The 10,530-nt window shown below is 63.7% G+C and carries 10 protein-coding genes and 1 pseudogene; 1 reads left to right on the top strand and 10 read right to left on the bottom strand.

The annotated features are described in order from the left end of the window. The coding region (locus AC1D0P_RS17260; RefSeq protein WP_477677873.1) for a methylated-DNA--[protein]-cysteine S-methyltransferase at window positions 1-449 on the bottom strand (449 nt) is incomplete at its 3' end. 133 nt (window positions 450-582) lie between these two features. Between AC1D0P_RS17260 and AC1D0P_RS17255 the strand changes: the two genes are divergently transcribed. Then, entirely contained in the window at window positions 583-1,137 is a 555-nt protein-coding gene (locus AC1D0P_RS17255; protein WP_477677872.1) for a bactofilin family protein, read from the top strand. 111 nt (window positions 1,138-1,248) lie between these two features. Here the strand turns inward: AC1D0P_RS17255 and AC1D0P_RS17250 are convergent, their stop codons facing one another. The 9 genes and pseudogenes from AC1D0P_RS17250 to purU form a co-directional block, all read right to left on the bottom strand. After that, window positions 1,249-1,974, bottom strand: a complete 726-nt coding sequence (locus tag AC1D0P_RS17250) for an LrgB family protein (protein WP_477677871.1) — start codon at window positions 1,972-1,974, stop codon at window positions 1,249-1,251. Continuing rightward, window positions 1,967-2,338: a CidA/LrgA family protein gene (locus tag AC1D0P_RS17245; RefSeq protein ID WP_477677870.1), complete on the bottom strand. Its 372-nt coding sequence runs from the start codon at window positions 2,336-2,338 to the stop codon at window positions 1,967-1,969. Before AC1D0P_RS17245 ends, AC1D0P_RS17250 begins: the two co-directional genes overlap by 8 nt. Window positions 2,339-2,398: 60 nt before the next feature. Beyond that, complete coding sequence (locus AC1D0P_RS17240) at window positions 2,399-3,610, bottom strand: serine hydrolase domain-containing protein (RefSeq protein WP_477677869.1); 1,212 nt, start codon at window positions 3,608-3,610, stop codon at window positions 2,399-2,401. Window positions 3,611-3,753: 143 nt separating this feature from the next. After that, window positions 3,754-5,256, bottom strand: a complete 1,503-nt coding sequence (locus AC1D0P_RS17235; RefSeq protein WP_477677868.1) for an FAD-linked oxidase C-terminal domain-containing protein — start codon at window positions 5,254-5,256, stop codon at window positions 3,754-3,756. Window positions 5,257-5,411: 155 nt separating this feature from the next. Further along, entirely contained in the window at window positions 5,412-6,629 is a 1,218-nt protein-coding gene (locus AC1D0P_RS17230; protein ID WP_477677867.1) for a S1C family serine protease, read from the bottom strand. A gap of 39 nt (window positions 6,630-6,668) precedes the next feature. Next, window positions 6,669-7,382, bottom strand: a complete 714-nt coding sequence (locus AC1D0P_RS17225) for a DUF2846 domain-containing protein (RefSeq protein WP_477677866.1) — start codon at window positions 7,380-7,382, stop codon at window positions 6,669-6,671. A 173-nt stretch (window positions 7,383-7,555) separates the two neighbouring features. Further along, complete coding sequence (locus AC1D0P_RS17220) at window positions 7,556-8,341, bottom strand: carbonic anhydrase family protein (protein ID WP_477677865.1); 786 nt, start codon at window positions 8,339-8,341, stop codon at window positions 7,556-7,558. A gap of 327 nt (window positions 8,342-8,668) precedes the next feature. Beyond that, window positions 8,669-9,298, bottom strand: a pseudogene (locus AC1D0P_RS17215) (LysR family transcriptional regulator); the annotation flags it as partial. A gap of 142 nt (window positions 9,299-9,440) precedes the next feature. Next, window positions 9,441-10,289, bottom strand: coding sequence for a formyltetrahydrofolate deformylase (purU, locus tag AC1D0P_RS17210; protein ID WP_477677864.1), 849 nt, complete (start codon window positions 10,287-10,289; stop codon window positions 9,441-9,443). Window positions 10,290-10,530: the final 241 nt, after the last annotated feature.

Raw genomic sequence — 10,530 nt, 5'->3', positions numbered from 1 at the left:
CCCGAAGCCAGCACGCGGTGGCAGGGCACGATGATGGGGAAAGGGTTGTGCCCCAGCGCCTGCCCCACGGCGCGCGCGGCGCCGAGGTCTCCCAATAAGGCCGCTATCTCACCGTAGGTCTTGGTCTTGCCCGGCGGGATGTCCTGCGCGGCCGTGTACACACGTAGGTGGAAGGGGGTCTCGTTGCGCAGGTCCAGCGCGCAGAAACGCAGGTCGCGGGCTTCGCCTTCGAGCAGGGCCACCATGCCGTCTATGGCCTGTTGCTCGGCGGGCGGCGGCGCTCCGGCTTCGAGCATAGCGAACCGCCGGTGCAGGCGCGACAGCATGCGGCCATCGCTCTGCTCAGGCAGGCGCACGGCGGCGATGCCGTGGCCGTTCCACACCAGCGCGCACTGCCCGATGGCGGTGGAAAAAAGCGTGAAGTGATGGAGTTCGCTGTCGGTGCTCATGCTGCGCTCCATGCTACACGCGCGGCGCTCCCGGAGAGGAATGTAAGAATTAATTTCGTTACCTCTCTTGCATGCTGCCCAAGCTTTTAATTTTTCAGCGACGTACCATGCCTTCTTTTTTGAAGGAACTCACATGGCAACACCGTTCTTTGGCAAGCGAGAAAACGAGACACCGACGGGCCTGCGGAACAGCCCCGGAAACGGCTACGGCAACAGCGGCTCCGCCAGCACGCTGCATTCGGCTCCGCTGTCCAGCCAGCAGAACAATGCCGCCAAACCCGTGAACGAAGCCGCGCCGTCCACCAGCACCGCCAAGGAAGGCGGCAGCAAGCTGACGGTGGGGCCCAACATCAAGCTCAAGGGCGTGGAGATCACCGACTGCGACACGTTGGTGGTTGAAGGCCTGGTGGAAGCCACCATGGATTCGCGTGTGATCCAGATCGCCGAGCAAGGCGCCTTCAAGGGCTCGGCGGAAATCGACGTGGCGGAAATCCGCGGTGAATTCAACGGCAACCTCACGGTGCGCCAGAAGCTGGTGATTTATTCGACCGGGAAGGTCACCGGCATCATCCGTTACGGCAAGCTGGTGATCGAAGAAGGCGGCCAGCTTTCGGGCGAGATCCTGTTTGGCGCACTGGCCGCGGCCAAGCCGGCCAATGCGGTGAAGCCGGGTTTACAGGCGGTGTAGGAGACTTAAAGCAACAAGCAGGCGCGGTTCACCGCACCATCGAAAAGCCACATCACTTTCCCTCCGTTCGCGGCAGGGAGGTGATGCGGTGTTTTCGCGTTCGCCCTTCGCTTACAACCAGCGGAAGGCCAGCGGGATCAGCGCGGAGGCCAGCACCACCTGCAGGCCCAGCGCCAGGCCGGCATAGGCGCCCGCGTCGGCATTGACCTGCAGGGCCCGCGCCGCGCCCAGGCCGTGGGAGACCGTGCCCAGCGCGAAGCCGCGCGCGGCCCATCCTGCGGCGTCACGCGGAATGCGCAGCGCGTCAAACAGGTATTTGCCGCTGAGCGCGCCCACCAGCCCCGTGATCACCGCAAACACGGCCGCCAGCGCCGGGATGCCACCTATCTTTTCGGCAATGCCCATGGCCACTGGCGCGGTGACCGATTTGGGCGCAAGCGACAAGGTCACTTCCGAAGGCAAACCCAGCGCCCAGCCCATCAACAGCGCGGAGCCACTGGCCGCGATGCCGCCCGCCAATGCCGCCAGCAGCAGCCGGCCCCAGCGCCGGCGCAGCTCTTCGCGCCGCAGCCACAGCGGCCAAGCCAGCGCCACCACCGCAGGCCCCAGCAGGAAATGGATGAACTGGGCACCCGCGAAATAGGTAGGGTAGGGCACGCCGGTGGCCAGCAGCGCACCGGCCAGGCACACCACCGTCCAGAGCACCGGGTTGGCCCAGGGCGCCTGGCCCAGGCGCGCATAAACCGCTTGCGCCAGCGCATAGACCACCAGCGTGGCCGTCAGGCCGAACAGTGGCGTGGCCGACAGGTAGACCCAGAGTTCGACGAATTTAGGCATCCGGTGGCTCCCCTGAAGCCGCGCCGCCGCGGTCCCGCAACAGGTGCAGGGTCAGCACGGTGACCCCCAAACCGGCCAATGTGGACACCACCACGGCCAGCAAAATGCGCACGCCGTACTGGCTCACGAGCGAAAGATGGGTCATGACGCCCACGCCGACAGGCACAAAGAGTAACGAAAGGTGCGAGAGAAGAAAGTCTGCGCACACTGACACAGGCCCTCGCACCAGCTCTGCACGAAGGCCAATCAGCAGCAAAACCATGCCGATCACCGGCCCCGGAAAGGGCAGGGAAAAGCCGCGCGAAAGCAGTTCCCCTATGGATTGAAAAATCAGTAACCAGGCCAGTCCGCGCAAAGCCGTCATCGCGTGAACCTTCCGGCGGAAGAGCGGTGTGTCGATGCCTGGGCAGCGCCCGTGATGCGTTTACGGGCTGGCAAAAAGATCCCCTTGCGGCCACTCCTTCACCGCGTTGGCTGCGCCCCATAACGCCTGGTCGATATCCTTGAAGAAGGCGCGGCGCCCGGACGGGTCCGGCCTGGAATTGAAGGCCGCCACCCATGCATAGCCCTGCCGGGTTCTCAACGCCAGGGTTTGCAGGCCCGGCTGGCTGCCCGTGTGCCACCAGTTGTCACCCTTGTCGCTCCTGACCACGTGGATGCCCGCCGCGTAGAAGTTGCGCGGATCATTTTCTTTTGCCAGCACGGGCTCGCTGCGCATGACCCGCACCGAGTCTTCATTGAGCAGGCGCTTGCCCCGGGCGCCGTCGATCGCCAGGAAGAATTTCAGGACATCCGTCGGCGTTGCCACCCACGCACCCAGCGCATCCATGTTCTCGACGGAGTAGGAGCCGTAGGGACTGGGTACATTCGCGTTCGAGACGCCGGGTGCGCCGCGCTGCAGCGGCTCTCCGGGAAAGGGGTAGTACCTTGTTTCGCCGGGCCGGCTTTCGGTGCTGCTCGCGGCCTGAAAGCCTTTGCCGATGACGGGCTGCAAAAACTCCCTGCTGCTGAAAGCCCGATAGGACTCGCCGGTGACGGTTTCCACAATCCTGCCAAGCATGCAGTAGCCGGTGTTGGAATAGGCGAAGCGCTCGCCGGGCGTGAAGTCCAGTTTCTCCTGCAGCGAGTCCCGGATGATGGCGTCGCAGCTGACGGGCGATACGCCTTGCCGGCGGGCGACTTCCCTGAGCCGCGGCTGGAAGAAGGGATCACCCGAGCGCTCCCGGTCAAAGCCGCCTGAATGCTGCAACAGGTGGCGGATGCGGATGTCCCTGGCGCGCGGGTCGGCGGGCGGTGCAATCACGACTCCGGCTTTCTCGAGCAGGGGCAGCGCCGGGTCGTCCAGCTTCAGCTTTCCATCCTCGGCCAGCTTGAGTACCATGACCGCCGTCAAGGTCTTGTTGATGCTGCCCATGCGAAAAAGGGTTTGCGGCGCCATGGCCTCCTGCTTGTCCTTGTCGGCATGGCCGTAGCCCTTGGCGAGCAGCAGCTTGCCGTCTTTGGCCACGGCCAGGCTGGCGCCCGGGATGTTGTGTTTCTGGATGAGTTCCAGCATGRCTTTGTCGAAAGGCTCGAGATGGGGCAATGCGCTGCCCTGGTCCAGGCAGAGTCCCCACTGCGGAAGCCATGCCAGCAAAGCGCCCGCCAGTCCGCAGAGCAGCCGTCGGCGCGGGGCGAGGGGACTGAGGGGACTGTTGGCGCGAGAAGGTGTTGCTGGCATTGTCTGGCCCGTGCTTTTTTGCCCAGTCTACGTCTTCGCCATTCGGCTGTGCGTTCTGCCTAGAAACGCGGCAGGTCGGGATGCTTGATCTGCCCGGCCCGCACCAGCATTTTTCCGTATTCGGCGCAGCGGTTCAGCGTGGGGATCACCTTGCCCGGGTTAAGCAGGCCCTTGCTGTCGAAGGCGCGTTTGACGCCGAACATCTGCTCATTTTCCGCGGCCGAAAACTGCACGCACATGGAATTGAGTTTTTCCACGCCCACACCGTGCTCGCCCGTCACGGTGCCGCCCATGGCGACGCTGGTCTCCAGGATGTCGGCGCCGAAGAGTTCGCAGCGGTGCAGCTGGTCGGGGTCGTTGGCATCAAACAAAATCAGCGGGTGCAGGTTGCCGTCGCCCGCATGAAAGACGTTGGCGCAGCGCAACTGGTATTTTTTTTCCATCTCGGCAATCGCCAGCAGGATGTCGGCCAGGCGCTTGCGCGGAATCGTGGAGTCCATGCACATGTAGTCAGGGCTGATGCGGCCCGATGCGGGGAAGGCGTTCTTGCGGCCGCTCCAGAAACGCAAGCGCTCGGCTTCGTCGCGGCTCACGGCGATGGCTGTGGCGCCGCAGCGGCGCAGCACCTCGCTCATGCGGCCGATTTCTTCCTCGACCTCTTCGGGCGTGCCGTCGCTTTCGCACAGCAAAATCGCCTCGGCGCTGAGGTCGTAGCCGGCGTGCACAAAATCTTCCACGGCGGCCGTCATGGGCTTGTCCATCATTTCCAGGCCCGCCGGGATGATGCCGGCGGCAATCACGGCGGCCACGGCGTCGCCGGCCTTGCGCAGGTCGTCAAAGCTGGCCATGATGCAGCGCGCCAGGCGGGGCTTGGGCACCAGCTTCACGGTGACCTCGGTGGTCACGGCCAGCATGCCTTCGCTGCCGATGATGATGCTCAGCAAATCGTAGCCGGGGGCATCGAGCGCATCGCCGCCGAATTCGACCTCTTCACCTTCAACCGTGAAGCCCTTGACCTTGAGCACGTTGTGCACCGTCAGCCCGTACTTGAGGCAATGCACACCGCCCGAGTTTTCGGCCACGTTGCCGCCTATGGTGCAGGCGATCTGGCTGGAGGGGTCAGGCGCGTAGTAAAGGCCCAGCGGCGCGGCCGCCTCGGAGATCGCGAGGTTGCGCACGCCGCCCTGCACCACGGCCGTGCGGCTGGCGGCGTCGAGCTTGAGTATCTTGTTGAACTTGGCCAGCGACAGCGTGACGCCCAGCGCGTGCGGCATGGCACCGCCGGAAAGCCCGGTGCCGGCGCCGCGCGCGACAACCGGTACGTCCAGCGCATGGCAGGTCTTGAGCACGGCCTGCACCTGGGCATAGGTCTCGGGCAGGGCCACGACCAGCGGCCGCTGGCGGTAGGCGGTCAGGCCGTCACACTCGTAGGGTGTGGTGTCTTCATTGTTCCAGAGCAGCGCGTGTGCCGGCAGCACGGCCTGCAACGCGCCGACCACCTGCGCCTGGCGGTCATGGCGTTCAAGCGGGGGCTGTTGCCAGGCTTCAGCGGGTGCGTTCATGGGCGGCCTTCGGGGATGAAACCGGCTCTGGCCGGTAATGAAGGCACTTTAATGCAAAGCCGGGGCCGGCGGCGTGAAGAAAATGAAGGTGTTTTGTGAAAAACGAATTGGCTGCGGCGGTCCATCATGCCAATGCGCCGCGCTTTGCCCCCCGGTCACTCCTTGCGGATGTCGAMWAGYTCMAGAGCCTCGTCRACAAGAWAGAAATWGMTGCCGKTTCCRCCGCGCGCTTTTGCATCAAATCGCACGACGCGGCCAAGTTCAGGYGCATACCAYGCGTTGGCGGTGTATGGCGCGTAGGTCCTGTTGTTGCCCCGYTCTGTAGAACCCTTGAACTCGACCCGCATGATGCGAAGCTCGCGCTCGCCGATGCGCATGGTCGACTCGTCCGTTGCGCGGGCCGTGACGTTCATCCCGATTCGCTGGTTTTGCATCCGGGTTTCGTAGCGAAGCTGCCAYGTCTGCCCGGGCTCCGGTGTCTTGTTGACCCAGCCGCGCGGCGGCATTGCCAGYTCATATTCYCCGGCRATGATGCTGCCGAGCGTGACAACCTCGCCACCGGCCCGCTCCACCCGGCCTCCCTGGTTGAAGATCAGCTGGTCTCCATCCGTGCGGTCCAGGCGGTACYTGATGTTYTGCGTCAWTCCYGWGRTTCGMTCGCGCAGCCGRTACTCGAAGACCTGCGCGCTTGCYGCCTGGGCCTGGGTGSTCGCGGCGGGTTTGTTGCGTTCATYGCGCGCKGCCAGCGCCGCCGCTGCGCGCGCAGGGACTTCGGCAATCCAGGCGGCCGGCAAGGCGAAATTCACGTTTTGTGCATCGCGCAAGATAAAGGTGGTGATGCCAATCAGGCGGCCTTGCGCGTCAAAAAGGCCGCCGCCGCTGGAACCCGGCGAAATGGGTACGGTGACTTGCAGCGCGACGAACTCATCATTGTCTGCACGGCGGACGCCGGACAGAAGGCCATCGCTGATCGTCATTTCCAGCCCGCGCGGATTTCCAATAGCGTAGACCCGGGAGCCGATTTTCGGCAATTCCGCGGGCGCTACGGTGACCGGCGGCGCGTTGAAATTGGCCACCTTGAGCAGGCACAGGTCGCGCGCGGCGTCCGCGTGTTCCAGGGCGGCGCCGTAAGCGACGTTGTCGCGGGTCACCGAAACCTTGCGTGCCTTGGCCAGCACATGGCAATTGGTGATGAGCGAGCCGGCTCGAATGACCACCGCGCTGCCTGAAGCAATTGGCCTTCCCGCGTCATCAACGGTCTTGACGGCCCAGATACTGGGCGACAGGCGCTCAAACAGCTGTTCCGGGCTCGGCGTGGCATTTTGCGCAAGGACATTGCCGCCAACCAGCAACAGGCCTATGCCGCGAAGCATGAATTGAAATATCACGGTGCGTCTCGTGGAGTGTTCGATTTATCGTGCGGGAGGCAGCAGGCCGTTCAGGTCGTCGAGCGTCGTGGGGCCGGATGCGCGGCTTCGCTCATTGGTGCTGCGCCCTGCCGTGCTGTTCACGGCACCGGCGGGCGGTGCGCTTGGCAACAGGCCGCTCAGGTCGTCGAGGGTCACGGGACCGGATGCGCGGGTTCGTTCATCGGTGCTGCGCCCCGCGGTGTTGTTCACCGCAACGGCGCGTGGTTTTCCCGGGACGAGTGGAATTCCGCCGATATAAGCCAGGTGAGGCAGATGTTGTATTGCTGTGCTTTCGCTTCGGAGGGTGAACCTGGGTTGACCCACAAGGAGTCCCACCGTGATGCTGGTCTGCACGTAGGTGGTACGGCCGTCCTCCAGTTCGGCTTCCAGGGTCGTTTCGATTTCAGTGCGCGCACTGACGGTGTATCTGCCTGCCGTGCGGTCAACAAAGAAAAAGCCTTGGGGTTGCGACTTGCCGACAACCTCGCCATTGAGTTTGATGTCCGGCTGGATCGCCTGCCCGAGGCCGCCAGAGCGGTAAACCACCAGACGTCCATACCCCGGGCGCAGGGTAGGGAAGCTGGCCTCGACTTCGGCATATCGGGGGCCGGTGGCCGCACAACCGGTCAGAAAAATTGCAGCAGCAATGACAAACAGACGAAAAATCTGCATCCCATACCCCTCGGTTTTGTTGTTCGAATCGCGCGAGTCTAGCATTCAGCCGGCCTGATGAATGGACTGAGAAAAGCAGCCCCTGGGGTGCCGGACGCAAAAATTTCAACCGACGCTTTTACGGAGCCAATCGGCAAGCAGCTGCACATTTCCACCGGTCCATCAGGCCGATGTCATTGAACTGCGTGCCTTCCACCCGCTTGGGCCAGTCCAGGTTCTCAGGATTTGGTGCCAGGGGCGGCTTTGCTGGCGCCGGGCATGTCATAGAACTTGACCTTGCCGGTTTTCACGTCATACATGGCGCCCACGATCAGGATTTCGCCCTTTTGCTCCATCTCGCGCAGGATGGGGCTTTTCTCGCGAATCGCTTCCACCGTGAGGTGCACATTGCTCTCGGCCACCATCTCGACAAAGGCGTAGTTCTTGGACGTGCGGTCCTTGATGTCGGCGGAGACCAGATTCGCGGCCGGCTTGATCTTGCCGATGAGGCCGGTCAGGTTGCCCAGCTGGGCATCGTCGCACGCGCCCTTGATGGCGCCACAACTGGTATGGCCCATCACCACCAGCAGTTTGGCGCCCATGACCTTGTGTGCGAACTCCAGGCTGCCCAGGATGTCTTCGTTGACGATGTTGCCTGCCACGCGCGCATTGAAGAGGTCGCCTATACCCTGGTCGAACACGATTTCGGCCGGCGCGCGCGAATCGATGCAGGACACCACGCTGGCCAGCGGGAACTGGCCGTCCGCCGTGGCCTTCATTTCCTTGAGGTAGTTCTGGTGGCGCGGCTTGCCGGAGACGAAGCGCGTGTTGCCGGCCTTGAAGCGCGACAGGATCTGCGCGGGCGTCACGGCATCCTGGCATGCCTTGGCATCCTGGATGGTGCAGAAGGTGCCGGGTTTGACGGATTTCGCCGCGGGCTTGCCCTCGGCGTGCGCCAAGGGCGACAAAGCAAACAGGGACAACAGGATGCCGGCCACGCTGGCGCTGAGCTGGTTCTTCTTCATGGAAATTCCCTCGCAGAATGGTTGGTTTTGTTTGAGGCTGCGGCTGCCAAGCTGATGCTTGCCCGGCCGTAGCCGATCCCACTCTAAACCTCCGTGAGCCGAATGTCATCTGCCGGTGCGGCCTCCGATGCCGCCGCCCGCGTGGCCCGATCAGGGCCGGTTAACGCTTTTTGCGTAAGATGCGCCGCACATCAAAAGGCTTTGCGCAAGGTGAAAAACACAGGCGAGGCGAGCCCGCCAGGGCGTTTGCAAGGACTAGCGGCCTTCTTCTCCCCGCCCATTCGCATTTGCAAAAATAGCGAAATAGCGTTAACGAGCCCTAGCCCAGAGCTTGTGGGCGGAAAACCAGGTGCGCCAGGGCTCCAGCGGCGAACGCAGCAGGCTTTCGCCTTCGAGGTCCTCGGCGGCCTCAAAGGGGCCGTGCTCACGCACAAAAGCCGGTGAGGCCAGCGGCGCGACTTCGTCCTTGCTCAGACAGACGTGCTCCAGGTCCGCATAGCGGCCGGTGCCGAAGCGCACGATGAGGTCGGCGTCCTCGGCCACCACATCCAGCAGCGGAATCGACACCTGCAGTGTCAGGTCGATTTCGGGATAGGCGTCGGTGAACTGGCGCAGGCGCGGGATCAAGATGGAACGCGCGAAGGTCGGCGTGACGGCCAGGCGCAGCTTGCGTTTGCCGGGCGTGCTGCTTTGCCCGGCCGCGCCTGGAAATTTTTGCAACGTAGCCAGGCCTTCGCGCACGTGGGCCAGGTATTCGCTGCCCTCGGTGGTCAGCGAGAAATCGGCGCGACCGAAGAGCTTGGTGCCTATGATTTGCTCGAGCTGCTTGACGCGGTGGCTGACGGCGCTGGGCGTGACGCACAACTCCTCGGCCGCCTGCGTCACGCTGCGCAGCCGCGCCAGCGCCTCGAAGGTCAGCAGGCATTGAATGGGCGGGATTCGGGCGGGAGTAGCCATGTCTATCAAGCAGCGCTGGACACTGTGCGCGAGTTTTCTTCGCAAGCAGGGGCCGCGGGACCGGCTTTGCCGGACCGCAGGCGCAGCGGCCCCCTCGGGGGGCAGGAAGCTACACGCAGTGAGCGACCGTGGGGGCTCATATCTACTTGAAGATGACCGTCTTGTGGCCGTTCAAAAGCACACGGTGCTCGCTGTGCCACTTCACCGCACGCGCCAGCACCTGGCTTTCGGTGTCGCGGCCCATGGCGGTCAGGTCTTCCACGGTCTTGCTGTGGTCGGCGCGGGCSACGTCCTGCTCGATGATSGGGCCTTCGTCGAGGTCGGCCGTCACGTAGTGGGCGGTCGCGCCTATCAGCTTCACGCCGCGGTCGTGCGCCTGGTAATAAGGCTTGGCGCCTTTGAAGCTGGGCAGGAAGGAGTGGTGGATGTTGATGGCGCGACCGGAGAGCTTCTGGCACAGATCGTTTGACAGCACCTGCATGTAGCGCGCCAGCACCACGAGTTCGGCGCCTTCGGACTCGATGACCTCCAGCTGTTTCGCTTCGGCCTGGGCCTTGGTCGCCGCCGTGACGGGAATGTGGTGAAACGGGATGTTGTAGCTGGCCGCCAGCTGGTAGAACTCGCGGTGGTTGGAGACGATGGCGCGCACCTCAATCGGCAGCAGGCCGGACTTGCAGCGAAACAGCAGGTCGTTGAGGCAGTGGCCTTCCTTGCTGACCATGATGACGGTGCGCATGGGCTGGGTGGTGGCATGCAGCTTCCAGTTCATGCCGAAGGGTTGGGCGAAGGCCTCGAGGCGGCTGGAGAGTTCCTCATGCGTAAGTTTGTCGCAGGCGAACTGCACGCGCATGAAAAACAGGCCCGTGTCGTGGTCGTTGTACTGCGCGGCCTCTTCGATATTGCCGCCGTTGTCCAGCAGGAAACCGGACACGGCATGAACAATGCCCATACGGTCCGGGCAGGACAGGGTCAGGATATAAGCGTGATTCATAGGGGATGAATTGTCGCAGGTGAGGCCCGCCCCCGCCCGGACGGGGCCCAATCAGCGGTGCGCCGGGACGGCAACGGTGCCAGAATGCCAGAAACCCCTTTCCAGACGCAGGAGACACGCCATGGCCTACCAGAACTTCAACATGGAGCACCACTGGCTCCCTTTCACGCCCAACCGCAGCTTCAAGAAGGACCCGCGCATCTTCGTGGCCGCCGACGGCATGCATTTCACGACGCATGAC

Source organism: Polaromonas sp. P1_G2, assembly GCF_056405515.1.
The sequence above is the reverse complement of the archived record's forward strand: the minus strand, read 5'-3'. Positions and strand labels throughout refer to the sequence as shown.

Excerpts from the sequence above, each read along its gene's own strand:
- AC1D0P_RS17255 (WP_477677872.1), top strand. The coding sequence starts at position 583 with ATGGCAACACCGTTCTTTGGCAAGCGAGAAAACGAGACACCGACGGGC.
- AC1D0P_RS17250 (WP_477677871.1), bottom strand. The coding sequence starts at position 1,974 with ATGCCTAAATTCGTCGAACTCTGGGTCTACCTGTCGGCCACGCCACTG.
- AC1D0P_RS17245 (WP_477677870.1), bottom strand. The coding sequence starts at position 2,338 with ATGACGGCTTTGCGCGGACTGGCCTGGTTACTGATTTTTCAATCCATA.
- AC1D0P_RS17235 (WP_477677868.1), bottom strand. The coding sequence starts at position 5,256 with ATGAACGCACCCGCTGAAGCCTGGCAACAGCCCCCGCTTGAACGCCAT.
- AC1D0P_RS17225 (WP_477677866.1), bottom strand. The coding sequence starts at position 7,382 with ATGCTAGACTCGCGCGATTCGAACAACAAAACCGAGGGGTATGGGATG.
- AC1D0P_RS17220 (WP_477677865.1), bottom strand. The coding sequence starts at position 8,341 with ATGAAGAAGAACCAGCTCAGCGCCAGCGTGGCCGGCATCCTGTTGTCC.